Below are 26,761 nucleotides of genomic sequence, written 5' to 3' on the forward strand. Positions count from 1 at the left end.
TTGATGTATAAATTTGCAATAAAGAGACCGATCGCGACACTGATGTACGTCATGACTCTTGTCATCTTCGGATACCTGAGTTTCAAGTCGATGCCGGCAGCACTTTTTCCAAACGTCGACTTCCCGATGGTGACGGTAAAAACGGTATATCCCGGAGCTGAATCAAGCACGATCGAGTCTCAGGTAACAGATAAGATAGAAGAAGCGGTATCAAGTATCGGCGGAGTCGATAATATCGTCTCTACAAGCAGTGACGGCGTGAGTGTCGTGACGGTGAAGTTCTTCTTGGAGCGTAATATCGATGAAGCGACGAATGATGTCAGAGACAAGGTCTCTGCCGTCACGCTTCCTACAAAAGCCAAGACTCCTTTGGTCAGTAAACTTGATATCGGTTCGGCGTCGGTCATCAATGTTTTCCTGACTGCAAAAAAAGACAACATCAAAGAGTTGATGGTCTTTGCAGATGAAAAGGTAAAACCGACACTGCAAAAGATCAACGGTGTGGGTGCGATCAATATCATCGGCTATAAAGACAAAGAGATACGTATCTATCCAAATATTGAGATGTTGAACAAGTTCGGCATCACTGTTGAAGAGTTAAATAACATCGTAGCAGAAGAGAACGTCAAGATAGGCGGCGGAAAGCTTATATCTCGTACAAAAGAGTATGTCTTAAAGACAAAAGCCGATGCACTGAGTGTCGAAGAACTCAAAAATATCGTTATCAAGGACAACATAAAACTTAAAGATATCGCGACTGTTGAAGATGGTCTGAGTGATCCTAAAAGCTACTCTTCATATAACTCTCAAGAGGGTGTGATGCTTGAGGTCCAAAAGATCTCGGGCACAAATACGCTTGATATTATAGAGCGTGTAAAAGATGTCGTGCCGCAGCTGCAAAAGATGGCAGGCGATGACTTTGGAGTGCAGACACTGCAGGATACGGCTCCTTTTATTATCCACTCTCTTGAAGATGTCGAGTTTGACTTGGTCTACGGTGCAATACTCGCGGTCATCATCGTTTTTGGATTTTTGCGTAACTTTACCATCACGGCGGTATCGGCTCTTTCCATTCCGATCTCTATCATGGGTACGATCGCTTTGATGGACTACATGGGTTTTGATCTGAACAAGATGACGCTTATCGGTTTGACGCTCTCCATCGGTATCATCATCGATGATGCTATCGTCGTCTTAGAGAACATCTATAAAAAGATGGAAGCGGGTATGGGCAAGTTTGAAGCGGCATTATATGGTGTAAAAGAGATGGCGTTTGCAATCCTTGCGATCTCAGCGATGCTTCTTGCCGTATTTATTCCGGTCGCAAACATGAGCGGGATAGTCGGAAAGTTCTTTGAAAGCTTTGCGATGACGGTCGGTTTTGCCGTTGTTATCTCATACACGGTGGCTATGAGTTTCATGCCGAGTTTAAGCGCAAGAGTCCTGCATAAAGGCGAGAGCAGGTTTTACAATATTACAGAGCCGATATTTAAGCTTTTTGAGAGGATGTATGACAAGACACTGAAGTTCGTTTTGAGATTTAAACTCTTGACACTTGTCTTTGTAATACTTGTTTTTGTAGGTTCACTGAGTCTGTTTCCAAAGATAGGGATGGACTTTATACCAAAAGAGGATAAAGCGGAGTTTGAGATACAGCTAAGAGCAAATGCGGGTATCTCTTTAGATGAGATGATAAGAGAATCCAAAAAGATAGAGGATCAGGTAAGAAAAAACAAAGATGTCCTTTTTACCACACTTAGTGTCGGATACAACAGTGTTCAGGAAAAGAACAAGGCACTTATCTATGTCAAGCTGACACCAAAAGACAAAAGAAAACTCGATCAAGAACAGATCATTCAAAACTTCAGGGGTGAGTTGAAACCTTTTTCGAACAAAGATATGTTCATAACAGCCGCTGCGATCCCAAATATCAAAGGTGCAGGGGTCAGTGTACCGTACCAGATAGTCTTGCTGTCAGATTCATTTGAAGACCTTCAAAAGGGAACAAAAAATCTTACGGATTATCTGAAAAAGAAAAAAGGGTTTGTCGATGTTGACACAAATCTTGATGACGGAAAACCGCAGATAGATATAAACATCATCAGAGAGAACGCTTCAAGACTCGGCATTACGGCATCACAGATATCTCAAGCCATCTCGACTGCTTTTTCAAGTGATCTGGAGATATCTTATTTTGAGGAAAACGGCAAGCAGTACAATATCACGCTTCGTTTTGACGATGCGCACAGAGTGAGCATAGATGATATTAAAAAGATTCAATTGCGTGCGAAAAACGGTCAACTTGTTTATTTAAGCGGTTTGGTGAGATTTACAAATACTTCATCTCAGGCAAGTATCTATCACTTTGACCGACAAAGACAGGTCAGTATCTATGCGGATCTGTTCGGGCTTGACCTCGGCGGTGCAGTGAACTATACAAAAGAGGGGATCGACAAACTTCTGCCTCCGGGAGTCACATATAAATTTACGGGATTTGCCGATGAGATGGTAAAAACCGGCAAGGCTTTCGGTGTAGCCGTGGGACTTTCGGTCATATTGATGTTCATTATCCTTGCGGTGCTGTATGAGTCGCTTATCCAGCCTATTATCATCATGATGGCACTTCCTCTTAGCATCATAGGGGTTATGCTGGCACTTTTTGCAACAGGAGAGCACTTCAGTCTTTTTGTCATGATCGGCTTTATGCTGCTTATGGGGATGGTTGGAAAGAATGCTGTTTTACTTGTAGATTTTGCAAATACTGCCATTGAAAATGGGAAAAATGCGGACGAAGCGTTACTTGAAGCAGGAGAAAAAAGGTTAAGACCTATTTTAATGACTACAATCGCCATGATTTTTGCTATGATTCCAATTGCGATTAGTACAAGCTTAGGAAGTGAGACAAAAGCACCGATGGCAATAGCAGTCATCGGAGGGTTACTAAGCTCGATGTTTTTGACACTTTTGGTTGTACCGGTAATATACAGACTTATTAATCCTCTTGATAGATGGTTGAGAAAGTGGTATGAAAGTAAAAAGTTAGAGATTTAAACAAAACTTAAAGCTAGTTTATGTATAATTCGCGAACTTTTTACATACTTATTAAGATTTAAGGAAGCGCTATGTACGCAATCATCAAAAACGGTGGTAAACAATATAAAGTTCAAGAGGGTGATATCTTATTATTCGATAAGATGAGTCTTGAACCTAAAGACACTGTTGAAATTAAAGAAGTTCTTGCAGTAAATGCTGGTGAACTAAAACTAGGTACTCCATTTGTTGAGGGTGCTGTTGTAACTGCAGAAGTTATCAATGAAGGTCGTGCTAAAAAAGTTATTACTTTCAAAAAACGTCGTCGTAAAGACAGTAAAGTAAAACGTGGTTTCAGAAGAGACTTCACACGTGTACGCATCACTAAAATAGCTGCGTAATTAACTAAAAAGTAGGAGATAGATATGGCTCATAAGAAAGGTCAGGGTAGTACACAGAATAACCGTGATTCAGCTGGTCGTAGACTTGGCGTTAAAAAATACGGTGGTGAAACAGTTAGAGCAGGGAACATTATCGTTCGTCAAAGAGGAACAAAAGTTCATCCAGGTCTAAACATTGGTATGGGTAAAGATCATACTTTATACGCACTTGTAGACGGTGTTGTGAAATTTGAGCGTAAAGACAAATCACGCAAACAAGTTTCAATCGTACCTGCTGCATAATTTCATATCCTTAGGCTTCGGCCTAAAGATTTTTCTGACAAACTCTTTTTTTAATTCATTTTTTTAACTATAATTTCGTTTTAAATTTCAATCTTTAACAGTTTATTTTCTCTTACATGTAAGTAGAATGAATTTTTAAATATTGCCCAAGGATTTTTATGTTTATAGATAGTGTAGAACTTACCGTTTCTTCTGGTAAAGGTGGAGCAGGTTGTGCTTCATTTCGTCGTGAAAAGTTTGTTGTAAACGGCGGGCCAAATGGTGGTGACGGTGGAAAAGGCGGTGATGTCTGGTTTAAGTGTGATAACAACACGCATACACTATCTCATTTTCAAAAAAATATGCATATAAAAGCAGATAACGGTGTACCGGGCGCACCAAGAAACATGACTGGAAAATCCGGAGAGAAGAAAGTAATCATCGTCCCTCCCGGAACTCAGATCATAGACAAAGAGAGCGGAAAGGTTCTTTTTGACCTGCTTGAAGACGGACAGGAAGTGATGTTCCTAGAAGGCGGAAAAGGCGGACTTGGAAATACTCACTTTAAGTCATCAACAAATCAAAGACCGACTTATTGTCAGCCGGGTGAAGCGGGTGAAACTAGAAGTATTAAACTAGACCTGAAACTTATCGCCGATGTCGGTCTTGTAGGTTTCCCGAATGTCGGAAAATCAACACTGATCTCGACAGTCTCTAATGCCCGTCCTGAAATAGCTAACTATGAGTTTACGACTCTTACGCCAAAACTCGGACAGGTAAACATAGGTGACTATGAATCATTTGTAATGGCAGATATCCCGGGGATCATCGGCGGAGCAAGTGAAGGAAAAGGGCTTGGTATCCAGTTCCTTCGTCATATCGAGAGAACAAAAACACTTCTTTTTATGATAGACCTTGCTTCATACAGAGATCTAAAAGAGCAGTTTGAGACTTTGAAAAATGAGGTCGAATCTTTTTCAGAGATACTCGGTAACAGTAAATACGCTATAGCTCTCACAAGAGTAGATATCGTTCCTCAAGAGGAGATAACTGAGCTTGTAAACGGTTTTCTAAAACTTTTAGGTCTAAAAGCGAATGAAAAAAGTGAGTTCGATTTTGATACGAATCTTCCGTATTTTATTCAAGATACGGCTGATGAGACATTAGGGTATGACAGAACAAAACCATACTTCGTAGCTCCTATCTCATCTGCGACAAATAAAAATATCGAAGCATTAAAATATGCCCTCTTTAATCTAGTCCATACGGATAGACAACAAAAATGAAACGTGTAGTCATCAAAGTAGGAAGTGCTGTATTAACACAGGATTTGCAGATTGCTGAGAATAGACTACACAGTATTGTTAAACTCTTAGTTGACCTCAAAAAAAAATATGAGGTCGTCTTAGTCTCTTCAGGTGCAGTCTCTGCAGGCTATACACAGTTAAAACTCGATAAAAAAATATTGGAAAACAAACAGGCTCTTGCTGCTATAGGGCAGCCTCTTTTGATGAAAAAGTACCGTCTTGCTTTTGCTGAACATAATGAGCTATGCGCGCAGATCCTGCTTACTGCGGGAAATCTTAGCACCCCTTCTCAAAACGAGAAGATCAAAAACACGATGAACGTTCTACTGCAAAACGGTGTCATACCTATTGTAAATGAAAATGATGCAACGGCTATCGAAGAACTCGTTGTCGGTGATAACGATCAGCTTTCAGCGTACGTCGCTTGTAATATTAATGCAGATATGCTTATAATACTTTCAGACATAGATGCATACTATGATAGTGATCCACATAAAAACAGTGATGCGAAAGTAAGAAAAGTCGTAAACTTTATAGATGAGGCGGAACTGCAGCAAAATGCTTCTCCTAACAATGAGTTTGCAACAGGCGGTATAGTCACAAAGTTAAAAGCAGCATCTTATATGCTTACATGTGAACGTGAGATGTTTTTGGCGAGTGGATTTAATCTAGAAGATGTAAGAAGTTTTCTAATAGATGATAAACATTTAGGCGGAACACTCTTTACATGTAAGGAGATTTAATTTTGAAAATTATCTTTATGGGTACACCGACGTATGCCCAGAAAATTTTAGAAGAGTTGATCAAAGCTAAAGAGATGGAGGTCGTAGCTGTTTATACACAGCCTGACAAACCTGTCGGACGAAAAAAGGTCATGACACCTCCTCCTGTCAAACTCACTGCACAAGATGCCGGTATCCCGGTATATCAACCATCAAGACTTAGAGATAAAGAGGTCGTAGACGAGCTCCTTCAGATCAAATGCGACTATATAGTCGTTGCCGCTTACGGACAGATCTTGCCGCTTGAGATACTGCAGCATGCACCGTGCATAAACCTTCATGCATCCGTACTTCCAAAGTACCGCGGGGCAAGCCCGATCCAAGAAGCTATCTTAAACGGCGATACATATACCGGTGTGACGGCAATGAAGATGGATGTGGGATTAGACACCGGAGACATCATCAAAATATCCAAGATCGCAATAGACGATGACGAGATGGTGGAGTCACTTTTTGAAAAGCTGACGCATGTCGCAGCGGACCTGACTTTAGACGTGTTAAGAAATTATGGCAGCTACAAGCAGGAAAAACAAGATGACAAAGAAGCGACGAACTGCTCAAAGATCACTAAAGCGGACGGTGAGATAGCATTTGAAGATGCCGTTATCTTATATAATAAATACAGAGCTTTTACGCCGTGGCCCGGCATCTATTTAAAGAGCGGGTTAAAACTAAAAGAGATAAAACTGCACTCGGCATGTCATTCATACGGTCCGGGAAAGATCTTATATATAAATGATGATCATATAGTAGTAGGATGCGAACTTGGAGCCATAAAGGTCTACAGAGTCCAGCCAGCATCAAAAAATGAGATGGATATCATCTCTTATATCAATGGAAAGCGTTTAAAAGTTGAAGATTATCTATCTTGATGTAGTAGATTCGACACAAAAGTATTTAAAAGAGCGGTTAAAAAAGAAAGAACTTGTATCTCCCGTAGCCGTTGTCGCACATACTCAGTATGCAGGACAAGGCAGCAGAGGTAATAGCTGGATAGGAGAGGAGGGGAACCTTTTCTTTTCATTCAGCATCCCCATAAAAGATCTTCCCGATGATCTGAAACTGGAATCATCATCTATCTATTTTTCATATCTTTTAAAACAGGTTTTGGAAGATAACGGTTCAAAAGTCTGGTTAAAATGGCCGAATGATTTTTATATAGGTGACAATAAGATCGGCGGTACAATTACAAACATCGTCAAAGATGACTTGGTATGCGGTATAGGATTGAATCTATCTTCCGCTCCCGAGGGATTTTCAAAGCTTGATGTTGAGATTTCTAAAGAAAATATTTTAAATTGTTATTTTAATTATTTGAAAAAAAATATCAGATGGAAGCATATTTTTAGTAAATATAAGTTAGAATTTGACAAAAGCAAAAACTATTTTGCTCACGGCGTGGATAAAAGAGTTTCTCTATTGAATGCGATTTTGCAGGATGATGGTTCAATTATAAGCGATGGTCAAAGGATATTTAGTTTAAGATGAGTGAAGTAATTGTAATAGCTAATCAAAAAGGTGGAGTGGGTAAGACTACGACTGCTGTAAACCTTGCAGCATCACTGGCTGTAGCAGAAAAAAAAGTTCTTTTAATAGATGCCGATCCTCAAGCAAATGCAACGACATCTCTTGGATTTCATAGAAATGATTATGAGTTCAATATCTATCATGTACTTATCGGTACAAAAAAACTAAAAGACATAATCCTGAAATCCACGCTTCCGACTCTGCACCTAGCTCCATCGAATATAGGTCTTGTCGGGATTGAAAAAGAGTACTATGAATCTGGAAACACTGAAGGAAGAGAGCTTGTACTCAAACGTGCGATCTCTTTAGTCATAAAAGATTATGACTATATCATTATCGATTCTCCTCCGGCACTTGGACCGATGACTATCAATGCACTTTCGGCTTCAAACTCTGTGATCATTCCTATACAGTGTGAGTTCTTTGCACTTGAAGGTCTTGCACAGCTTTTAAACACGGTCAGACTTATCCGTAAGACGATCAATCCGAAACTTTCTATTAAAGGTTTCCTTCCAACGATGTTCAGTTCTCAAAACAACCTTTCAAAACAGGTGTTCGCGGATTTAAGACAACATTTTCAAGGAAAGCTTTTTAAAGATCCTGAAAACGAATACATCGTGATCCCGAGAAACGTAAAACTTGCAGAGTCTCCATCTTTTGGAAAACCGGTAATCCTTTACGATGTAAAATCTAGCGGTTCTGAAGCATATCAAGACCTAGCACAAGCGATAATAGCATAATGAAAAGCAAAGCAGCATTAGGTCGTGGACTAGGTGCTCTCTTAGGAGAGATGGAAAAAGTTTATGATAATGAGATACCAAGCACAGACTCGGTTTTAGAGATACCTCTTAAAAACATCCAGCCAAATCCATATCAGCCAAGAAAACATTTTAACGAAGAGTCTTTACTTGAACTTAGCGAGTCTATTAAACATGACGGGCTATTACAGCCGATCGTAGTTATCGAAGATATCGACGGCTACATCTTAGTATCAGGTGAGAGAAGACTTCGTGCTTCAAAATTGGCTAAACTCAAGACTATCCGTGCAATTTGTATGAAAGTCGATGACGAGAAGATGCGTCAGCTTGCACTTATTGAAAATATTCAGCGTGATGAGTTAAACGCTATCGAGTTAGCTACTGCATATGATGAGTTAATAAAAATACATAACATTACTCATGAAGATCTAGCGGTAAAGATTCACAAAAGCAGAACTAACATTACAAATACTATGCGTCTTCTGCAGCTTTCGAAAAAAACACAAAAAGCTTTGATCGAAAACAAGATATCTTCAGGTCATGCAAGAGCATTGATCGGACTGGATGAAAAAGATCAACAATTGGTCGTAGATTCTATCATCGGACAAAAATTGAGCGTTAGAGATGTAGAGAGTATGGTCAAGTCAATTAAAAACGATTTTGACAGACCGGCAGAAAAAAATGAAAAAGAGGAACTGGATTTTTCATTATTAAAAACAAAACTTGAAGATTTTGGATTAAAAGTATCATTTAAGTCAAATAAAATGACTGTAGAATTTTCTGATCAAGACAAAATAGAGCAATTTCTTTCACAACTTTCATAAAAAAATCAAATTTGTACAAAAAAAGAGCAATATTTAACTATTGTTTCAATTTATAAATAGTATAATCACGCAACTTTTAGGAGGTGCTATGTTAGATATAAGTCCGATACTACTTGGTGTAACGCTGGTTGTATTTCTTATCCTTATTGCCGTTCTAAACAGTTGGCTCTATAACCCATTGCTAGCTTATATGAATAAGCGTGATGCTGATATCAAAAAAGATCTGCAGCAAGTCGGGTCGAATGATGAAGAGGTTAGCGCATTAATCGCAAAAGCTGAGCAAATTGTTATGGATGCTAAATTGGAGGCGGCAGCTTTAAGAGAGAAGGTAATTGCAGATGCTAAGGAATTAGCGCAAAGCAAGTTAGAAGCAAAACGTGCTGAATTGGCAAGTGAATATGTTGAGTTTGAACAAAGTTTAGCTCAAGAGCGTGAAGAGTTAAATAGTGCCTTGTTGTCACAAGTCCCACTGTTTAAAGAAGCTATTAAAGCTAAATTTAGTCAACTGTAAGGATGTTCATGAGTAGAATTGTATTATTAATGCTTATGGTATCAACTTATGCACTGGCATCTGAAGGGGGTGCAATGCACTCTACAGATATTTTGTGGCGTACTATTAACTTTGTAGTTTTTGCCGGAATAATTTGGTATTTTGTTGCGGAACCAGCAAAAAACTACTTTTCTGGTAGAAGTAAATCAATTTCTGATGAGCTACAAAAAGTTCAAGATAAGTTGAATGAATCAAAAGTAGCGAAAGAGAAAGCTTTACAAAAAGTTCAAGATTCTGAAAAATTAGCAAAAGAGATTTTAGAAGCTGCTAAAAAAGAGAATAAAGTTCTTAACGACAACATTATGAACCAATGTAATAACGAACTTGAGATCATAGGGAAGCAAAATGTTTCTATGATGGAGTTTGAAAAAAGAAAAATGGTAAGAGAAGTGGTTGACGCTACTTTGAATGAATTACTAATGGAAGATAATAGCAACCTTGATAAAAAAGCTATGGTTGATGTTATCTTGAAAAAGGTTGCATAATGGAAGAGTTAATAGCAAAACGTTACGTTAAAGCGTTAAAAGACATTTTTAAGGGTGATGAATTAGTCGCTATTAGTTCTGTTTTTGATGCATTGACTGATGAATTCAAAAATTTAAAATATTCTCAAATTATGGATAATCCAAACGTTGCAAAGAGTCAAAAACTTGACATTCTTTTAGATTCAGTAAAATCTGTTGAATCAAAAGAGTTGAATGGTTTTATGAGTTTGCTGGTTGAGCACAATCGTATCAATATAATTCCTGCATTAGCAAAAGTTATAAAGAAAGAGATTGCAAAGATCAATAATTCTTATAGTGGAGTTGTGTACAGCAATAGCGATATTGATGCAGCTGCATTAAAAGAGTTAAGCTCGGGGATTAGTAAAAAAATTGATTCAAATATCACTTTAGAGTTTGTTAAAAATGATTTTGATGGTATAAAGATGAAAGTTGAAGATCTTGGAATCGAAATCGATTTTTCAAAATCTAGAATAAATACTCAAATTATTGAGCATATTTTAAAAGCAATTTAATACGAAGAGAGGAGAATAGTAGTGGTAGCAAAAGTAAAAGCTGACGAAATTAGTTCTATTATTAAAGAACGTATCGAAAACTTTGAACTTAGTGTTGATATCAATGAAACAGGTAAGATAGTATCTTATGCTGATGGTGTTGCACAAGTTTATGGTTTAAACAATGTTATGGCTGGTGAAATGGTTGAATTCGAAGAGGGAACTCAAGGATTAGCTATGAATCTTGAAGAGAGTAGTGCAGGTATAGTTATACTTGGTAGCGGGAATGCATTAAAAGAGGGAATGAGCGTTAAACGTTTAGGAAAACTTTTAAGTGTACCTGTTGGTGATGCGTTACTTGGACGTGTTGTTAATGCACTTGGTGAGCCGATTGACGGTAAAGGTCCGATCGAAACAACTGAAACTCGTTTAGTTGAGGAAAAAGCACCTGGTATTATGGCTCGTAAATCTGTTCATGAACCACTTGCAACTGGTATTAAAGCAATCGATGCTCTAGTTCCAATCGGTCGTGGTCAACGTGAGCTTATCATCGGTGACCGTCAAACTGGTAAAACTACAGTTGCATTAGATGCGATCATCAACCAAAAAGGTAACGGTGTTGTATGTATATATGTTGCTGTTGGTCAAAAACAATCAACAGTTGCTCAAGTTGTTCGTCGTCTAGAAGAACATGGTGCAATGGAATATACAATTATCGTTTCTGCTACAGCTGCTGAAGCTGCTGCATTACAATTCTTAGCTCCATATACTGGTGTTACTATGGGAGAATACTTCCGTGATAACGCACGTCATGGTCTAATCGTATATGATGATTTAACTAAACATGCAGTTGCATACCGTGAAATGTCACTTATTCTTCGTCGCCCTCCAGGCCGTGAAGCTTACCCAGGGGATGTTTTCTATCTACACTCTCGTTTACTAGAGCGTGCAGCTAAGTTAAATGATGAAAAAGGTGCAGGTTCTTTAACTGCTCTTCCAATCATCGAAACTCAAGCTGGTGACGTTGCGGCATATATCCCGACAAACGTTATCTCTATTACAGATGGTCAGATCTTCCTAGAAACTGACTTATTCAACTCAGGAGTACGTCCGGCGATCAACGTTGGTCTTTCAGTTTCTCGTGTTGGTGGTGCTGCGCAAATCAAAGCTACTAAACAAGTTGCTGGTACACTACGTCTTGACCTTGCACAATACCGTGAACTTCAAGCGTTTGCACAATTCGCATCTGATCTTGACGAAGTTTCTCGTAAACAACTTGAGCGTGGACAAAGAATGGTCGAAGTTCTTAAACAACCTCCATATTCTCCATTGTCAGCTGAGAAACAAGCTCTTATTATCTTCGCAGGTAATGAAGGTTTCCTAGATGATATGGACGCATCAAATGTAGTTCGTTTTGAATCTGAGTTATATCCGTTTATCGAAGCTTCTTATCCTCAAATTTTTGAGAGCATCAGAAGTACATCTAAAATCGACGACGATACAAATGCGTTGATGAAGAAAGCACTAGAAGAGTTCAAAACTAGTTTTATAGTAGCGTAAGGAAGTATTTCTATGGCAAACTTGAAAAATATTCAAAGACAGATTAAGAGTGTTTCTAACACTCAAAAGACTACACGTGCGATGAAGCTTGTATCTACTGCAAAGCTTCGCCGTGCTGAAGAACTGGCAAAACGTTCACGTCTTTTTTCTAGTAAGATAAATCAGGTTATTGCCGAAATCGCTGGTCGTATAAAATGTTATAACGTCGAAGGTATTGGAAATCGTTCTTTTGAAAAGATTGAAAATCCAAAGATGGTTGACATTATTTTTGTTACTGCAGATAAAGGTCTATGTGGCGGTTTTAATATTCAAACACTTAAAGCTGTAAACAAACTAATATCTGAGTTCCAAGGTAAGCAAGTTAAAATACGTCTTCGTGGAGTCGGTAAAAAAGGTATTGAATACTTTAAATTTAAAGAAATCGAAATGTTCGATGAAGTTAAAGACTTAAGTTCAAAACCAGATTTAGAGCGTTCAAGCAAGTTTATCGCTACATCGATGAATGATTTTTATGATGGGAAAACAGATGGTATCTACATCGTATACAACGGGTATAAAAATGTTATTACTCAAGAGTTACATGTAAATAAAATCTTACCTATTGATTCAGATCAATTCGATTGTGCAGATGCTGATAAAGAATCTTTATTAGAGATTGAAGCTCAAGATGAAGAAGTAATGTTAAAATCTCTACTTAATAAGTATGTTGAAAACAATATGTACTATGCGTTGATAGATTCGGTTGCAGCAGAGCACAGTGCTCGTATGCAGGCGATGGACGCAGCAACAAACAATGCTAAAGAGATGGTTAAAACATTAAATGTTCAATATAACAAAGCACGTCAAGCTGCTATTACAACAGAGCTTATAGAAATCATAAGCGGCGTGGAGTCTATGAAATAATGGAGAGAAATATGATTGGTAAAATTAGTCAAGTTATGGGTCCAGTTGTTGACGTTGATTTTGATGGATATCTTCCAGTAATCAACGAAGCAATTGAAGTTAAGGCTAATGTTGAAGGTAACGAGTATCGTCTCGTACTGGAAGTTGCAGCCCACCTTGGTGATGGTCGTGTTAGAACTATCGCTATGGATATGAGTGAAGGTCTTGTACGTGGTATGGAAGCAAAAGCTACAGGTGCTCCGATTAAAGTTCCTGTTGGTGAAAAAGTTCTAGGACGTATCTTTAACGTTATCGGTGAAACAATAGATGACGGTGAGCAAGTAACAGATTGTGAAACTTGGTCAATCCACCGTGATCCTCCGGTATTAGTTGATCAATCAACTAAAACTGAGATGTTTGAAACAGGTATCAAAGTTGTTGACTTACTTGCTCCTTATGCAAAAGGTGGTAAAGTAGGACTATTCGGTGGTGCGGGTGTTGGTAAAACAGTCATCATCATGGAACTTATCCACAACGTTGCACACGGACATGACGGTCTATCTGTATTTGCAGGTGTTGGTGAAAGAACTCGTGAAGGAAATGACCTTTACCACGAAATGCTTGAATCGAACGTATTGGACAAAGTTGCACTGTGCTACGGACAAATGAGTGAGCCTCCAGGAGCACGTAACCGTATCGCACTTACTGGTCTTACAATGGCTGAGTATTTCCGTGATGAGAAAAAACTTGACGTATTGATGTTTATCGATAACATCTTCCGTTTCGCACAATCAGGTTCAGAGATGTCTGCACTTCTTGGACGTATCCCTTCAGCTGTTGGTTACCAACCGACTCTAGCTCGTGAGATGGGTGCTTTACAAGATCGTATTACATCAACTAAATCTGGTTCGATCACATCTGTTCAAGCTGTATACGTACCTGCGGATGACTTGACTGACCCGGCTCCGGCTTCAGTTTTCGCTCACCTAGATGCTACTACAGTTCTTAACCGTAAAATTGCGGAAAAAGGTATCTATCCTGCGGTTGATCCATTGGATTCAACTTCAAGACTACTTGATCCACAAATCATCGGTGAAGAGCATTATGCTGTTGCACGTGGTGTACAACAAACTCTTCAAAAATACAAAGACCTACAAGATATCATCGCGATTCTTGGTATGGACGAGTTAAGCGAAGATGATAAAGCGACTGTTGAACGTGCTCGTAAGATTGAAAAATTCTTATCTCAACCGTTCTTCGTTGCAGAAGTATTTACAGGTGCACCTGGTAAATATGTTAAACTTGAAGACACTATCAAAGGATTTAAAGGTATCCTAGAGGGTGAATTCGATCACATGCCAGAATCAGCATTCTATATGGTTGGTGGTATGGATGAGGCTATTGCTAAAGCTGAAAAGCAAAAAAGTAAATAGTCCACATAAACTCTAAAGGATTGTTATGGATACATTCAGACTTGAAATCCTAACTCCTAACGGCGAAATCTTTAACGGTGATGTCGTTAGTACTACTCTTCCCGGTGAAGAGGGTGAGTTTGGAGTTTTAGCACACCACGCTTCGTTAACAACTTTGTTACAAGCTGGTGTAATCGACCTTGAGACAGAAGATAAAACTGTTGAATCGGTTGCTATAAATTGGGGAGTTGTCCAAGTAGATGAGTCAAAGGTTGTTGTACTGGTAGACGGTGCTGTTGCAATCCAAGGCGAATCTGAAAGCGAAATCGCACACGCTCTTGCAGAAGCTAAAAAGCTTATCGAAGATGTTTCAGACTCTTCAACTGCGATTGCTACTGTTTCTGCTAGACTTGAAACCGCAGCTCAAAAGCTAATATAGTTTCATTATGATAAATGAGATTATAGATTTTTATATCAAAAGTCATCCTGTCACACTTTTTGTGCTGGCAGTACTGGCTTTGTACTTCTTTGCTCTTAATTGGGTCTTTCTTTATAGATTTTTTTCGCTTAATAAATGGATATCTGACGAGAACTCTTCATTAGAGACTATTCTTATGGGTGCCAGTCACGTTTCGGATCACTCGTTTTTACGTCATTTTATTAAAAGCTCGTCTAAGATCTCGAAAGAACTTTTTGATCTGGCATTGTATGCAGCGACGAAAGAAGCTACAAAAGGTCTCTCTTTTTTATCTATTGTTGCATCTACATCACCGTTTATAGGACTTTTCGGTACGGTTGTATCTATCCTTGATACATTCAGCCATATAGGACAGTCAAGCGGTACGATGGCGATAATAGCATCAGGTGTATCTGATGCCTTGGTAGCAACGGCAAGCGGTATATTTGTCGCTATCTTTGCATATACGTATCATCAAATACTAAAGAGAAAAGCGTTCGAACTCTCTGGTCTACTAAAGATGCAGTCTGATTCTATACTTTCAAAGAGTATATAACGATGCAGTACGATTGGGATGAAAAACCGGAATTAAACATCACTCCTCTAGTGGACGTGATGCTAGTTCTTCTTGCAATACTTATGGTCATCGCACCGAACATAGTATATGAAGAGTTGATAAACCTGCCTCAAGGTTCTGCGATAAAGCAGATATCTAAGGTGTCACCTGTTCATATAACTATCGATAAAGATAGAAATATCAAAGTCAATAAAAACAGTTTTGAGTATAGGACGTTTGCAGATAACTTTATGCAGTTTTCACAGACTCTAAAGGGGAAACCTACCGTTACTATCAGTGCAGACAAGTCATTAGACTACGGTGTGGTCATGTCGATAATCGCAGCTGTAAAACAAGCTGGATTCAGCGAGATCTCTCTAGCTACAAATGGATAATAACAACAGCAGCTACTTTTATATAAGTGGCTTAATGTCATCGGTAATATTGCTTTTAGTCTTTGCACTTTTTTCATACGTGCTGTTCTCATCACAGCAGCTGAAGTCATATGCTTTAAAAAAAGACAATGCCATAACGGTCTCAATTGTTATGCAGCCTCAAAAGAACTATCAATCAAAAAAAATTAATAACGATACACCGACGGAAAGCACTGAGAAACCTCAAGACGTATCATCCCTGTTTTCAAGTGTCTGGACAAAGTCTGTTGACAAGATCAGTGAGAAAAAAGCAAAAACGATTGATAATGACGAGTTGCAGCGCCTAACAAAAAAGATAAAGACAAGTACTAAAAACGATGTCGAGTCTTTAAAAGAGAAAGTCGAAAATACAAAATTTTCCAAAGCAGATGTACAGGTCACAAGTGATGACAGTTCATCGGGTCAAGAGGTTAATGAGTTTTTAGCTAAAATACAAGGAGAAATCTATAATAATTTTTTTCCGCCGCCAAACACAGGCGGTCAAACTGCTAAGATTCTCATAAGACTCAGTGCGGACGGTTCTGTATTGGATTTTAGGATTCTTTCCTATTCCGGCGATGATATTTTCAATGCTGAAGTAGATAGATTAAAAAACAGGGTCATGATGTTAAGATTTCCCGAGAACCCTGAAAATAAAGACGGAAATTATATAATTACATTAGTAGCTAAGGAGTAGATTTGCGTATTTTACTAAGTTTGTTGTTTTTTATAACTTTATCATTTGGTGCAGATGCTACGATAGAAGTAGTAAAAAAAGTCGATACATTGCCTACAATAGGCGTCGAAGATTCATCGATAAGTTATGACGATGTCTTTAAAAAGAGATTTTTTAAAGCTTTGGTGAGTGATCTAAACGTGTTATCGCTTTTTAACGTCGATCGTCATAACTACATAACACACTATAACGATACTGATGTCGTAGTCGAAAACAAAGACAAAGACTATGTGTTAAGATATAGACTGCACGAAGATGACAATCAAGCTTTAAATGTAGATATGAAGATCCTAAAAAATTCTACGGAACTGATGAGTAAAAGCTATAGGATCAAAAATAAAAAGCTCTATGTATTTGTCTCTCATGCTATGGCATATGATGTAAATAAATTTATGGGTGCAGAACCTGTAGAGTGGATGAAGAAGAAGATACTTTTAGCTCGTTTGATCTCTCCTGCACAAAGTGAGATATTGATCTGTGACTATACACTTGCTTTTTCTCAAAGAATAGTAAGCGGCGGACTCAATGTTTTCCCAAAATGGGCGAATAAAGAACAGACATCGTTTTACTATACATCATTAAGCGGTAAAAAACCGACACTTAAAAGAGTCGATATCAAAACGGCAAAGGTCACAAATATACTTTCATCTGACGGTATGATCGTCTGTTCAGACGTTAGTATGGACAGCAAGAGACTGCTTGTAACTATGGCACCTTCGGGTCAGCCTGATATCTACATGTACAACGTAGATTCAAAGAAAACGACACGTCTGACGACATACAGCGGCATAGACGTTAACGGCCAGTTCATGAAAGACAATAAGATCGCATTTGTATCTAACCGTTTGGGTTATCCGAATGTCTTTTCAAAAGTCATAGGTGAGAAGGGTGTGGAACAGTTGGTATATTACGGTAAAAGCAACTCTTCGTGCAGTGCTCATAACGAGTATGTGGTCTATAAATCAAGAGAGAGCTCGGATAACTTTTCGGACAATACATTTAACCTGCACCTGATCTCTACGGAAACGGATTTTATCAGACGTTTGACGGCTACGGGGATGAATGAGTTTCCAAGATTTTCACAAGACGGTGATGCGATACTATTTATTAAAAACTATATGGAACAAAGCTCGCTGGGGATAATCAGACTAAAATATAACAAAAATTACCTTTTCCCACTTAGTTACGGGAAAATTCAATCAATCGACTGGTAATGCTAAATTTTATATGTACATATTTGCTATTTTTCGTTACAATAGCGGATATTTCATAAATAAGGGTGTGTGTAATGAAAAATATTATACTTTCAAGCGCTGCTGTTGCAGTATTATTATTAAGCGGATGTAGTTCAAACAAACCGACAGTAGATGAAACTAACAAAGCTCCTGTAGAAGAGGTTTCAACTGTTCAAACTGAAAGCGTAGCCGGTGAGGGTATGGCATCTGACGAAACAATGAAAGCTGATTCGAACGAGATGACTATGGCTAACATAGAAAACAGCATGAGTTCTGTATATTTTGATTTTGATAAATTTGTAATTCGTGATGACATGAAAGACAGCGTTGCTAAAGATGCTGCTATCGCTAAAGCTGCTGCAAATGCATATTCTATCAAACTTGAAGGTAACTGTGATGAGTGGGGAAGTGATGAATACAACTTCGCATTAGGTCTTAAACGTGCTCAAACTGTTAAAACTGAACTAGTTAACGAAGGTGTTGACGCAAAACGTATCTCTATGGTAAGTTATGGTAAAAGTGCTCCTGTTTGTAATGAAAAAACAAAAGATTGTTGGCAAAAAAACCGTCGCGTAGATTTCAAACTTCTTCCGTAACTTATGAAACGCAGTATACCTTTAGTATTAATTGCTGCATTTCTTCCTATATCACTGCTAAGCTCTGAACCTTCTGCGTTTGGAGCAGGTGATCTAGACTCTGCATCGCCTTATGGACTCACAACAAGCGAAAAAGCAATATTTGGCAATAAACAAAAACTCGAAAGTCTTGATAGAAAAACATCATCAGTAGACAATAAAGTAGATTCACTTCGTGAAAGAGTGGACGGTTTTCAAACTGTTATCGAGAGTATCGCTGATAAATCTCATAAAAACAGTTCAGATATAAATACACTTTTGCAAAACTCGAAAGATGATTCTGCCGCACAAAAAGAGCGTAATGACAAGATCGATGCCCTTATACAGTCAAATACGGAAAATATCGAGAAGTTAAAGCTTTTAATAACGGAGATGTCGACATTAGTAGACAGTATCAATACCAATTATGTATCAAAAGACGAGTTTAACGGGCTGGTCAAAGATATCAATGAGTTCAAAAAACTTGTCGGTACGACTATTAAGTCATCGTCTAAATCTTCTGCTTCAGGCTCATCTTTAGACTCTCTAGGTACGCCGAAAGTGTATACGAAAGCCAGAGCGTATTACGATAGTAAAAACTATACGAAAGCAATCGAATATTTTACATATCTGGTATCTAAAAAATACAAGCCGGCTTACTCAAACTATATGCTTGGCGAGATGAACTATAAGAGAAAGAACTACGGCGAAGCGATCGCATACTTTAAAGAGAGTGCGACTCTGTACTCTAAAGCGAGCTATATGCCAAACTTGATGCTACATACTGCTATCTCTATGCAAAAAACAAAAGATACCGGTAATGCTAAAAAGTTTTTGAGTGCGTTGATAAGTAATTATCCCAACTCATCGGAAGCTAAAGAGGCTAAAAAACTACTTGCTAGCTTAAAATAATCGTATCATATCTTATGTTTCAGCCTATATGAAAATTAGAAATGATACAATCCGTGAAATATATTTGTAAGGTGAAAATATGGCAATTGAAAAAAATCAAATAGTATCTATTGAGTATGAAGTACGTGATGGTGATACTGTAGTAGATAGCAATGTTGGTGGTGCGCCATTAGTATTTATGTTCGGTAAAGGTCAAATCATTCCAGGTCTTGAAAAAGGTATCGAGAATATGGCTATCGGCGATAAAGGTGATGTACTTGTAAAAGCTGAAGATGCATACGGTACTTATAACGCTGAAGCTCTTCAAGAACTTCCAAGCGAGCAGTTCGCAGGTATCGAATTAAGCGAAGGTATGAGCCTTTACGGTCAAGGTGAAGACGGTTCGACTGTACAAGTAATCGTTAAAGAGATCAAAGACGGTTCTGTTGTTATCGACTTCAACCATCCATTAGCTGGTAAAGATCTAATGTTTACTGTTGCTATCAATAATATTCGTGATGCATCTGCTGAAGAAGCGATGAGCGGAATCCCTGCAGAAAATGCAGTAGATGATTCTGGTTGTTGTGGTACTGGCGGCGGCAGTGGCTGTGGTTGTCACTAAGTTTATTACCGCTTCAAATGCTTCAAAAGAGGCGTTTAAAACAGCAAATTTACTAAAAACTCTTACCGTAAATACTCTTATTTACGGTGAGAGAGGCACAGGTAAAAAGACGCTGGCAAAGTATATTGTTCCTAATGCTTCTATTATCGATGCATCATCTTTTGATGAACTATTGACAGCGATCGAAAGTTCAAATGAGATAATAATAACGAACATAGACAATTCTCCAAATATTCAAAGAGTTTTTCAAGCGATAAAAAATAAAAAAATCAGAGTAATAGCGACGTGTTCGAGTACAAACATAGGTGAACTATACGATGATATATTTAGTGTAAAGTTTGACCTTCCCCCATTAAGTAAAAGAATGGAAGATGTTGAGGCTTTGATAGATCTTTATATTGATGAAGTAAAAGAGATAGTTAGAGAAGATATAAAATTCAATAAGACAAACTTTATACCCGATATTTCAGACAATTCGATATCGTTAAAAAAACAGATATTTTCATACTCTTTTTTAGAAAATATCAGTCAAAACGAATTGATGCACCTGATAGAAAACTATCTTGAAGACAAGATAGGTACGAATAACGACTATAGAAATAATCTGCATATATATGAGGTTCCTCTTATCCGTGCAGGACTTAAAAAGTTTAAATCACAGCTGCAGCTGGCAGATAAACTGGGTTTAAACAGAAACACGCTTCGTAAAAAGATCGCAGAAAACAGCGAATACGGGCTGTAACAGAATTTATTTATCACAAAATAGGGAGTTAAATGAGTAAAAAGATAGCGATGATATTTCCTGGACAGGGAAGTCAAACTATAGGTATGGGTAGATCGTTTTATGAGAGTAGTGAATTAGCACGTGAAATGTTTGACAAAGCCGGACAAAGAATAGGTGTTGATTTTAAAGAGTTGTTATTTGAAGAAAATGACAAATTGGCTCAGACTGCTTATACTCAGCCTGCTATTTTATTAGTCAGCGTTATCGCTTACCGTCTTTTTCAAGAGGCTAATCCTACAGACGCAGCTCTTTTTTTAGGGCATTCATTAGGTGAGTTCAGTGCTCTTTGTGCATCCGGTGCGATCGATTATGTCGATGCGGTCGAGCTTGTTCATAAGCGCGGTGCTTTGATGCAAGAAGCGTGTGACAGCATAGAAGCAGGGATGATGGCACTTGTCGGTCTTGATGACGACAGTGTTGAAAAAGTATGTGCAGATGCAAGAGCAGAAGGCAAAAAAGTATGGGCTGCAAACTTCAACCAAGACGGTCAAGTGGTCGTTGCGGGAATGAAAGCAGACCTAGAGTCTATGGAAAGTACATTTAAAGAAGCGGGTGCAAAACGTGCGATACTTTTAAATATGTCAGTCGCAAGCCACTGTGAACTGCTTTCACCTGCACAAGTACCTTTAGAAGAGGCTATGAAAGCGATGGTAAAAGAGAACTTCACGGCACCGATCATCTCGAATGTAACGACAAAACCTTACAGTACGAAAGATGAAGCTATCGCTCTTTTAAAAGACCAACTTGTAAAACCTGTAAAATATAAACAGTCTATCGAAGCGGTAGCCGGCGATATCGATCTTTTTATAGAGTTTGGTAACGGGAATGTCTTAAAAGGACTAAACCGTAGAATAGCAAAAGATAAAGAGACTTTAAACGTATCGGATATGGACTCTTTAAACAGTGTCATAGAAGCACTTAAAGCGTAAGACGATGAAGATAACTTTAGTTCAGAACGCTCCTAGACTTAACAGAACGAATCTGGGCTTTGTGTTAGAGCAAACCCGTACATGTAAGAGTGATGTTATAGTTTTTTGTGAGCTTGCACTAAACGGTTATCTTCTACAGGATAAACTGCTTGAAGACGCATTTGTTGTAGATGAACTGCAGCCGCTGTGTGAAGCAAGTAAAGAGATCGATATCGTTGTCGGCGGTGCACTTAAAATAGAAAATGAGTTTTTTAACTGCGCGCTTTATTTTAGTAAAGGCGAGTTGTTAAACATCCATAAAAAAGTCCATCTGCCAAATTACGGGATGTTTGAAGAAGCAAGATACTTTGACAGCGGAACAGAGTTTGAAGCATTTACGGCACCTTACGGACAGACTGCACTTTTAGTATGTGAGGATCTATGGCATCCCGACACGGTAAAAGAGCTTTTTTATAAAAGACCGAAAATAGTCTATGTACTTGTAGCATCTCCGGCACGCGGATTTAAAGATGATTCTTTGACGATCCAAGACCAGTGGTATGCACTCATCAAGTCATTGGCATTACATTGTGATACAAAGGTCGTCTTCGTAAATCGTGTCGGTTTTGAGGACGGTCTAGGCTTTTGGGGCGGAAGCTGTGTTGTGGACAACAATGCGAATATCTTACATAGATTACCGCTTTTTGATGAAAAAATAGAAACAGTAGAGGTAGAGATTTGAAATTAGCAATAATGGGCGCGATGCCCGAAGAGATAGCACCGATATTAGAGCGTTTAGATGGGTATTTGACAACTGAATATGCAGGCAATAAGTACTATGAAGGAACATATAAGGGTGTCGATCTTGTTATCGCATACTCAAAAATAGGGAAGGTTTTTTCAACACTTACGGCTACTACGATGATAGAGTATTTCGGTGCAAAAAAGTTACTTTTCAGCGGTGTAGCAGGAGCAGTGAGTCCGGATCTTAAAGTAGGTGACCTGGTAGTTGCTACAAAACTTTCTCAACATGATCTTGATATCACGGCATTCGGTCACCCGTACGGATATGTTCCTGAGGGTTCTGTTTATGTGGAAGCAGACAAAGGACTGATCGAACTATCTAAAAGCGTAGCGGCAGATATGGGCTTACATGTAAAAGAGGGGATCATAGCAACAGGTGATCAATTTGTTGCAAACGAAGAGCGTAAAAACTGGATAGGTGAGACTTTTAATGCCGATGCATTAGAGATGGAAGGTGGAAGTGTCGCAGTCGTTTGTAACGCTTTAAACGTACCGTTTTTCATTCTTCGTGCTATCAGCGATGCGGCAGATATGGATGCTAGTTTCAGCTTTGACGAATTTTTAGAAAGCAGTGCAAAGATAAGTGCCGATTTCGTTATGAAAATGGTAGAAAAACTTGCTGAATAATCTTTCATGTCTATAAAACTTTCTAAAAAGATAATGAGTAAACTCGGCAAGACGAATGCCGAGTTTAACCTTGTAGAAGAGGGCGATAAGATCCTAGTCGGTCTTAGCGGAGGAAAGGACTCTTTAACACTTGTGCATGCGTTAAAAGAGCAGCAGCGCCGTGCGCCTTTTAAATTTGAATTTTTAGCCGTAACGGTTTCTTACGGGATGAATGAGAACTTTGACAAGCTCAAAGCTCACTGTGCCGAACATGAGATCCCTTACGAGATATACGACACGAACATCTATGATCTTGCTGAAGACAAGATACGAAAGAACTCCTCTTTTTGCAGCTTTTTCTCCCGTATGAGAAGAGGATCGCTTTATAGTGCAGCAGAGAAGTACGGATGTAATAAAGTGGCTCTTGGACACCATCTCGATGATGCTGCAGAGAGCTTCTTTATGAACTTTATCTATAACGGTCAGATGCGCTCTTTAGCACCGAAATACAGAGCAGACAACGGTCTTATAGTTATACGTCCGCTGATCCAGCTTCGTGAACGTCAGCTTGCAGCTGCTGCATTAGAAAACGGTATGCCGACAATCGGTGACGAGGCATGTCCCTCTATGCGTTTTGATATAAAGATGCCTCATGCAAGAGCCGACATGAAAGAGATGCTTTTTGAGATGGAACAGAAGTATCCGTCGTTGTTCGTATCTCTTAATGCAGCTTTTAAAAATATCTCTGAAGATAGTTTTTTTGACGTGGAGAAGTTTAAACTTTAAACTTTATGTAAAAGTATAATCAGTCTGAAAGATTATACTTTGCGTAGATCTCTGTTTTTAAGTTGTCTAAGAACTCGACTATTCTTTCCTGGTATACTTTTACCTCTTCGTTATGTGTTACTTCAAGCAGAGATGTAAGTATCTCTTTATCGATCTTTTTTGCATATCTTGGTATATCTTTTAACTCTTGTACAATCGATTCTATCAGTTTATCTGCATTTAATTCATTTGATTTTTTTACTTTTTGGACAAGCTCTTTTGTCGTCAGTACCAATAGTTCCGCTCTATCTGGATCCTCATAGATCTTGAGTGCCGCACTTCTTAGATTTATATAGTAATCCGCATACTCTTCATCATCCACAACGATAAGAAGAGCAAAAAGTTTTGCCCTGAAAAACAGGGAGTTATGGTGGTAGATAAAGATTTCTCTAAAAGCACTTAAAATATAATGTTTTAACTTAGAATACGATCTCACATAAAATCCTTTTAAAAAGAATATTATATCAAATTATAAGAATATTACATTTTTATCACATGCGATATATAATAATTTTAAATAAAACAACTATCAAGTAAAATTAAGATTTCTTATGTAACACTACTGTGTTTACTATTATAAATAAAAAGGGGAAAACAAAAATGGTAAGAAAAGCGTTAAAACTTTCTGCTGCTGTCGCACTGCTTTTTGGTGCTGCTGTATCGTTAAGTGCATATGATAAAAATCCACCATTTAAGTTATCAAAACTGCAACCGGTTATGTATGAAAGTGATGGAACTACAATAAAAGCTTATAATCCCGCAACGGATTATAGAATATTTGTAAACTATGAACTTGGAATGCACTGTGTTGGTTTTGAGATGAGTTATTGTTGTGTCATACCTCCATACAACTCTATCCAGTCACAAGCGATCAAAACAGGTAAAGAGGGGGCTCTTCCTGCACTGATCACTCCAAATGACAATAAAAAACTTTACTATTACACGAAGGATAATTCATATTCTGAAGGTAATAAGATGAAGTACTGGAGCGTTATGAAAGATGTTGACGGTGACGGACGTATGGACGGTGCCGGAGACAACGTTGCCAACTATGTTTGGAAACACCTGTTTATTTATAAAGATCTAGAGGGTACTAAACCTGCGGGTGCGACGAAAAAAGACCGTCTTTATGTAGGTAAAGATATCAAAGTAAAAGTCGATGCCGGTCCGACAGGAAAAAGTATTGCAGGCGGTTATCTGGAGTATGCGGGTAAAGACGGCGGTAACATCGTATTTACAGATACTTTAGTTCCCGGGGTTACTGATATTGCGTTAAAACTTACTGCTTCACATCTTTGGGATGCACTTGGACTTCCTTTGACTGCGTTTAACGACAGTACAAGACGCGGAAGTATCCGTTCTGTGACTGAAAGAGATTTTCAACCGTTTCAAAAATCAACGGTACAGCTACATGATCAAAACGGCAGACCTATTATCGATCATGGTCAGATAGCTGAGTATTTCGGTACGAATCCGGTTGATATCCCTAACTGTTATGCGTGTCACTCTCGTGAGGGTAAAGCAGCTAAGATGGCAAGAGAAGAGGGGCTGAAATCTTCAGATGAAGAGTACAACTACTGGAAAACATATCCGGATGAGAGTGAGTATATGGCTAGACTTTCAGAAGCGTCTATCAACATCTTGAGTCTGCATGATAAACATCACGGGACTACGTTCTTGAGCCACTATGATTCTACTGCATCATCGAACCGTTTAGGTCAGACAGGTGAGATCAACTGTGCAGACTGTCACGGAGATAACGTTTCAGGAAACCTTCAAGAGCCTCGTCCGGGAGCAACAGGATATAAAACTGTAAAAGCGAAGACTTTAACAGAAGCGATCCACGGTTTCCACTTAGGTATGGTTCCTATGCCTGACGGTGCTGACAGAAGTCAAGCGTGTCAATCTTGTCACCCAACACACTTCCAAGATCCGTCTATGAATGATGATACGAACCCGCTTCGTGTTTCAGACCGTTATGGTGAAGGTCGTTTTAATGACAAAGATATCCGTACAAGCGGCGGTGGATGTTACGTTCGTCGTGATGCACACTCTAACCCAAATGCAAAACCTCCGTTCTTCCTGAACTCTGTAGGTAAATATCTTTTAGCTAACGTGAGTACAAAAGATGAGAAGGGTAAAGACACTAAAGAGTTAAGAGGACTTTACTGTACGAACTGTCATACGAAGATCGCTCAAGATCTTTATAAACATGATGATCTCAAAGATGCAGCTACTCAAGAGGGTAAAACACTGCGTAATAAAGATCTTAAAACGATCGTAAAAGAGCTTACAAAAGGCGATATGAAACAGTTCAATGCATTGATCGATCCGAAAACGACAGGTAAAAACGAAGTTCAGGCTTATTATACTGAGCATGAATCGGCTACACTTGTTAAAAATGTCGGTAAAGACGGTAAACTTGATCTGAAACCTTGGAATCATCCAACTGGCGGAAATGTTCCATATGCAGCAGCTTCTGGCGGTAATGACTGGTGGTTAAGTGCGGCTGAGCCTCACTGTGCGGATTGTCACGCGGCACCGTTTGTCGAGAGTATGGGTGGAGACTACTTCCCGATCGATCAAAACAACAAACATTCACTATACCGTTACTCAAAAGGTCACGGCGATATAGCATGTCAGTCTTGTCACGAATCGACTCACGGTCTGTACTCTACTCGCTATGACGGTAAAAACAGAACTGTCGATATCACAACACATGAACAAGCACTTCAATACAGCCCTGACGGTGAGTATACAGGTCCTGTAACATGTGCGGCATGTCACACGGTAAATGATAAAGGTGTACCTGTTCAACTTAAAGGTACGGCATACGAGAACGATTACTGGGCTTCAGTTACTTTAGCGCACTTCATGAGATCTGGCGATCAAAAAATGGGTGTTAAAGAGCTAGTTCAAAAATTCCCGTATAAAAAATCAGCTCATATAGTTGAAACTACTTGGAAGTAATATTCCAAACTCCAAAGCAAAATTTTCACTCAGCAACGCGGATTCTCCT

Annotated in this window: 30 protein-coding genes; 29 read left to right on the forward strand and 1 reads right to left on the reverse strand. The window is 38.7% G+C overall.

Features of this window, described 5'->3' with window-relative positions; genetic code table 11:
• Nucleotides 1-3 precede the first annotated feature (3 nt).
• From WCX87_RS03895 to WCX87_RS04030, 28 genes are all read left to right on the forward strand, one after another.
• A complete protein-coding gene (locus WCX87_RS03895; RefSeq protein ID WP_345980732.1) occupies nt 4-3,051 on the forward strand; it encodes an efflux RND transporter permease subunit in 3,048 nt (1,015 codons plus the stop codon).
• 71 nt (nt 3,052-3,122) lie between these two features.
• Complete coding sequence (rplU, locus tag WCX87_RS03900) at nt 3,123-3,431, forward strand: 50S ribosomal protein L21 (protein ID WP_345980733.1); 309 nt, start codon at nt 3,123-3,125, stop codon at nt 3,429-3,431.
• 24 nt (nt 3,432-3,455) lie between these two features.
• On the forward strand, nt 3,456-3,713 hold the full coding sequence (rpmA, locus tag WCX87_RS03905; protein WP_345980734.1) for a 50S ribosomal protein L27: 258 nt from the start codon (nt 3,456-3,458) through the stop codon (nt 3,711-3,713).
• 158 nt (nt 3,714-3,871) lie between these two features.
• On the forward strand, nt 3,872-4,978 hold the full coding sequence (gene obgE, locus WCX87_RS03910; RefSeq protein ID WP_345980735.1) for a GTPase ObgE: 1,107 nt from the start codon (nt 3,872-3,874) through the stop codon (nt 4,976-4,978).
• Nucleotides 4,975-5,742 (forward strand): glutamate 5-kinase, encoded by a 768-nt coding sequence (gene proB / locus WCX87_RS03915; RefSeq protein ID WP_345980736.1) that lies wholly within the window; start codon nt 4,975-4,977, stop codon nt 5,740-5,742. The genes obgE and proB overlap by 4 nt, the downstream gene beginning before the upstream one ends.
• 2 nt (nt 5,743-5,744) lie before the next feature.
• Entirely contained in the window at nt 5,745-6,653 is a 909-nt protein-coding gene (gene fmt / locus WCX87_RS03920) for a methionyl-tRNA formyltransferase (RefSeq protein WP_345980737.1), read from the forward strand.
• On the forward strand, nt 6,634-7,269 hold the full coding sequence (locus WCX87_RS03925) for a biotin--[acetyl-CoA-carboxylase] ligase (RefSeq protein WP_345980738.1): 636 nt from the start codon (nt 6,634-6,636) through the stop codon (nt 7,267-7,269). Before fmt ends, WCX87_RS03925 begins: the two co-directional genes overlap by 20 nt.
• Nucleotides 7,266-8,048, forward strand: a complete 783-nt coding sequence (locus WCX87_RS03930) for an AAA family ATPase (protein ID WP_345980739.1) — start codon at nt 7,266-7,268, stop codon at nt 8,046-8,048. Before WCX87_RS03925 ends, WCX87_RS03930 begins: the two co-directional genes overlap by 4 nt.
• A complete protein-coding gene (locus WCX87_RS03935; protein ID WP_345980740.1) occupies nt 8,048-8,890 on the forward strand; it encodes a ParB/RepB/Spo0J family partition protein in 843 nt (280 codons plus the stop codon). The genes WCX87_RS03930 and WCX87_RS03935 overlap by 1 nt, the downstream gene beginning before the upstream one ends.
• Nucleotides 8,891-8,978: 88 nt before the next feature.
• Nucleotides 8,979-9,401 carry a FoF1 ATP synthase subunit B' gene (locus WCX87_RS03940; RefSeq protein WP_345980741.1) on the forward strand — a complete coding sequence of 141 codons (423 nt, stop codon included), beginning with the start codon at nt 8,979-8,981 and terminating at the stop codon, nt 9,399-9,401.
• Nucleotides 9,402-9,409: 8 nt separating this feature from the next.
• Nucleotides 9,410-9,925, forward strand: a complete 516-nt coding sequence (locus tag WCX87_RS03945; protein ID WP_345980742.1) for a F0F1 ATP synthase subunit B — start codon at nt 9,410-9,412, stop codon at nt 9,923-9,925.
• Nucleotides 9,925-10,458, forward strand: a complete 534-nt coding sequence (locus tag WCX87_RS03950) for a F0F1 ATP synthase subunit delta (RefSeq protein ID WP_345980743.1) — start codon at nt 9,925-9,927, stop codon at nt 10,456-10,458. The genes WCX87_RS03945 and WCX87_RS03950 overlap by 1 nt, the downstream gene beginning before the upstream one ends.
• Nucleotides 10,459-10,479: 21 nt before the next feature.
• Nucleotides 10,480-11,997, forward strand: coding sequence for a F0F1 ATP synthase subunit alpha (gene atpA, locus WCX87_RS03955; protein WP_345980744.1), 1,518 nt, complete (start codon nt 10,480-10,482; stop codon nt 11,995-11,997).
• Nucleotides 11,998-12,009: 12 nt separating this feature from the next.
• Entirely contained in the window at nt 12,010-12,900 is an 891-nt protein-coding gene (gene atpG / locus WCX87_RS03960; RefSeq protein WP_345980745.1) for an ATP synthase F1 subunit gamma, read from the forward strand.
• Nucleotides 12,901-12,911: 11 nt separating this feature from the next.
• Nucleotides 12,912-14,312: a F0F1 ATP synthase subunit beta gene (gene atpD, locus WCX87_RS03965; RefSeq protein ID WP_345980746.1), complete on the forward strand. Its 1,401-nt coding sequence runs from the start codon at nt 12,912-12,914 to the stop codon at nt 14,310-14,312.
• A gap of 25 nt (nt 14,313-14,337) precedes the next feature.
• Nucleotides 14,338-14,730 (forward strand): ATP synthase F1 subunit epsilon, encoded by a 393-nt coding sequence (gene atpC, locus WCX87_RS03970; RefSeq protein ID WP_345980747.1) that lies wholly within the window; start codon nt 14,338-14,340, stop codon nt 14,728-14,730.
• Nucleotides 14,731-14,737: 7 nt separating this feature from the next.
• A complete protein-coding gene (locus tag WCX87_RS03975; RefSeq protein WP_345980748.1) occupies nt 14,738-15,304 on the forward strand; it encodes a MotA/TolQ/ExbB proton channel family protein in 567 nt (188 codons plus the stop codon).
• Between the two features lie 2 nt (nt 15,305-15,306).
• On the forward strand, nt 15,307-15,699 hold the full coding sequence (locus tag WCX87_RS03980; protein ID WP_345980749.1) for a biopolymer transporter ExbD: 393 nt from the start codon (nt 15,307-15,309) through the stop codon (nt 15,697-15,699).
• A gap of 34 nt (nt 15,700-15,733) precedes the next feature.
• On the forward strand, nt 15,734-16,414 hold the full coding sequence (locus WCX87_RS03985) for a TonB C-terminal domain-containing protein (RefSeq protein ID WP_345980750.1): 681 nt from the start codon (nt 15,734-15,736) through the stop codon (nt 16,412-16,414).
• 2 nt (nt 16,415-16,416) lie between these two features.
• A complete protein-coding gene (gene tolB / locus WCX87_RS03990; protein WP_345980751.1) occupies nt 16,417-17,667 on the forward strand; it encodes a Tol-Pal system protein TolB in 1,251 nt (416 codons plus the stop codon).
• A 74-nt stretch (nt 17,668-17,741) separates the two neighbouring features.
• Nucleotides 17,742-18,284 (forward strand): OmpA family protein, encoded by a 543-nt coding sequence (locus WCX87_RS03995; RefSeq protein ID WP_345980752.1) that lies wholly within the window; start codon nt 17,742-17,744, stop codon nt 18,282-18,284.
• Nucleotides 18,285-18,287: 3 nt separating this feature from the next.
• Nucleotides 18,288-19,214: a tetratricopeptide repeat protein gene (locus tag WCX87_RS04000; protein ID WP_345980753.1), complete on the forward strand. Its 927-nt coding sequence runs from the start codon at nt 18,288-18,290 to the stop codon at nt 19,212-19,214.
• A gap of 79 nt (nt 19,215-19,293) precedes the next feature.
• Nucleotides 19,294-19,815 carry a peptidylprolyl isomerase gene (locus tag WCX87_RS04005; protein ID WP_345980754.1) on the forward strand — a complete coding sequence of 174 codons (522 nt, stop codon included), beginning with the start codon at nt 19,294-19,296 and terminating at the stop codon, nt 19,813-19,815.
• On the forward strand, nt 19,763-20,557 hold the full coding sequence (locus tag WCX87_RS04010) for a sigma 54-interacting transcriptional regulator (protein ID WP_345980755.1): 795 nt from the start codon (nt 19,763-19,765) through the stop codon (nt 20,555-20,557). Before WCX87_RS04005 ends, WCX87_RS04010 begins: the two co-directional genes overlap by 53 nt.
• A 32-nt stretch (nt 20,558-20,589) precedes the next feature.
• Complete coding sequence (gene fabD, locus WCX87_RS04015) at nt 20,590-21,528, forward strand: ACP S-malonyltransferase (protein WP_345980756.1); 939 nt, start codon at nt 20,590-20,592, stop codon at nt 21,526-21,528.
• A 4-nt stretch (nt 21,529-21,532) separates the two neighbouring features.
• Complete coding sequence (locus WCX87_RS04020) at nt 21,533-22,249, forward strand: nitrilase-related carbon-nitrogen hydrolase (RefSeq protein ID WP_345980757.1); 717 nt, start codon at nt 21,533-21,535, stop codon at nt 22,247-22,249.
• Entirely contained in the window at nt 22,246-22,938 is a 693-nt protein-coding gene (locus tag WCX87_RS04025; RefSeq protein WP_345980758.1) for a 5'-methylthioadenosine/adenosylhomocysteine nucleosidase, read from the forward strand. Before WCX87_RS04020 ends, WCX87_RS04025 begins: the two co-directional genes overlap by 4 nt.
• Before the next feature lie 6 nt (nt 22,939-22,944).
• Nucleotides 22,945-23,703, forward strand: a complete 759-nt coding sequence (locus WCX87_RS04030) for an ATP-binding protein (RefSeq protein ID WP_345980759.1) — start codon at nt 22,945-22,947, stop codon at nt 23,701-23,703.
• 19 nt (nt 23,704-23,722) lie between these two features.
• Here WCX87_RS04030 and WCX87_RS04035 read toward each other — a convergent pair whose 3' ends face one another.
• Entirely contained in the window at nt 23,723-24,178 is a 456-nt protein-coding gene (locus tag WCX87_RS04035) for a hypothetical protein (protein ID WP_345980760.1), read from the reverse strand.
• Between the two features lie 164 nt (nt 24,179-24,342).
• Between WCX87_RS04035 and WCX87_RS04040 the strand changes: the two genes are divergently transcribed.
• Nucleotides 24,343-26,712 carry a hypothetical protein gene (locus WCX87_RS04040; protein WP_345980761.1) on the forward strand — a complete coding sequence of 790 codons (2,370 nt, stop codon included), beginning with the start codon at nt 24,343-24,345 and terminating at the stop codon, nt 26,710-26,712.
• Nucleotides 26,713-26,761: the final 49 nt, after the last annotated feature.

Origin of the sequence: Sulfurimonas sp. HSL3-2 (assembly GCF_039645965.1) — a bacterium.
In the GTDB taxonomy this organism is placed as follows: domain Bacteria; phylum Campylobacterota; class Campylobacteria; order Campylobacterales; family Sulfurimonadaceae; genus Hydrocurvibacter; species Hydrocurvibacter mobilis.

Excerpts from the sequence above, each read along its gene's own strand:
- WCX87_RS03895 (WP_345980732.1), top strand. The coding sequence starts at position 4 with ATGTATAAATTTGCAATAAAGAGACCGATCGCGACACTGATGTACGTC.
- rplU (WP_345980733.1), top strand. The coding sequence starts at position 3,123 with ATGTACGCAATCATCAAAAACGGTGGTAAACAATATAAAGTTCAAGAG.
- rpmA (WP_345980734.1), top strand. The coding sequence starts at position 3,456 with ATGGCTCATAAGAAAGGTCAGGGTAGTACACAGAATAACCGTGATTCA.
- obgE (WP_345980735.1), top strand. The coding sequence starts at position 3,872 with ATGTTTATAGATAGTGTAGAACTTACCGTTTCTTCTGGTAAAGGTGGA.
- proB (WP_345980736.1), top strand. The coding sequence starts at position 4,975 with ATGAAACGTGTAGTCATCAAAGTAGGAAGTGCTGTATTAACACAGGAT.
- WCX87_RS03930 (WP_345980739.1), top strand. The coding sequence starts at position 7,266 with ATGAGTGAAGTAATTGTAATAGCTAATCAAAAAGGTGGAGTGGGTAAG.
- WCX87_RS03935 (WP_345980740.1), top strand. The coding sequence starts at position 8,048 with ATGAAAAGCAAAGCAGCATTAGGTCGTGGACTAGGTGCTCTCTTAGGA.
- WCX87_RS03940 (WP_345980741.1), top strand. The coding sequence starts at position 8,979 with ATGTTAGATATAAGTCCGATACTACTTGGTGTAACGCTGGTTGTATTT.
- WCX87_RS03945 (WP_345980742.1), top strand. The coding sequence starts at position 9,410 with ATGAGTAGAATTGTATTATTAATGCTTATGGTATCAACTTATGCACTG.
- WCX87_RS03950 (WP_345980743.1), top strand. The coding sequence starts at position 9,925 with ATGGAAGAGTTAATAGCAAAACGTTACGTTAAAGCGTTAAAAGACATT.
- atpG (WP_345980745.1), top strand. The coding sequence starts at position 12,010 with ATGGCAAACTTGAAAAATATTCAAAGACAGATTAAGAGTGTTTCTAAC.
- atpD (WP_345980746.1), top strand. The coding sequence starts at position 12,912 with ATGATTGGTAAAATTAGTCAAGTTATGGGTCCAGTTGTTGACGTTGAT.
- atpC (WP_345980747.1), top strand. The coding sequence starts at position 14,338 with ATGGATACATTCAGACTTGAAATCCTAACTCCTAACGGCGAAATCTTT.
- WCX87_RS03975 (WP_345980748.1), top strand. The coding sequence starts at position 14,738 with ATGATAAATGAGATTATAGATTTTTATATCAAAAGTCATCCTGTCACA.
- WCX87_RS03980 (WP_345980749.1), top strand. The coding sequence starts at position 15,307 with ATGCAGTACGATTGGGATGAAAAACCGGAATTAAACATCACTCCTCTA.
- WCX87_RS03985 (WP_345980750.1), top strand. The coding sequence starts at position 15,734 with ATGTCATCGGTAATATTGCTTTTAGTCTTTGCACTTTTTTCATACGTG.
- WCX87_RS03995 (WP_345980752.1), top strand. The coding sequence starts at position 17,742 with ATGAAAAATATTATACTTTCAAGCGCTGCTGTTGCAGTATTATTATTA.
- WCX87_RS04000 (WP_345980753.1), top strand. The coding sequence starts at position 18,288 with ATGAAACGCAGTATACCTTTAGTATTAATTGCTGCATTTCTTCCTATA.
- WCX87_RS04005 (WP_345980754.1), top strand. The coding sequence starts at position 19,294 with ATGGCAATTGAAAAAAATCAAATAGTATCTATTGAGTATGAAGTACGT.
- WCX87_RS04010 (WP_345980755.1), top strand. The coding sequence starts at position 19,763 with ATGATTCTGGTTGTTGTGGTACTGGCGGCGGCAGTGGCTGTGGTTGTC.
- fabD (WP_345980756.1), top strand. The coding sequence starts at position 20,590 with ATGAGTAAAAAGATAGCGATGATATTTCCTGGACAGGGAAGTCAAACT.
- WCX87_RS04020 (WP_345980757.1), top strand. The coding sequence starts at position 21,533 with ATGAAGATAACTTTAGTTCAGAACGCTCCTAGACTTAACAGAACGAAT.
- WCX87_RS04030 (WP_345980759.1), top strand. The coding sequence starts at position 22,945 with ATGTCTATAAAACTTTCTAAAAAGATAATGAGTAAACTCGGCAAGACG.
- WCX87_RS04040 (WP_345980761.1), top strand. The coding sequence starts at position 24,343 with ATGGTAAGAAAAGCGTTAAAACTTTCTGCTGCTGTCGCACTGCTTTTT.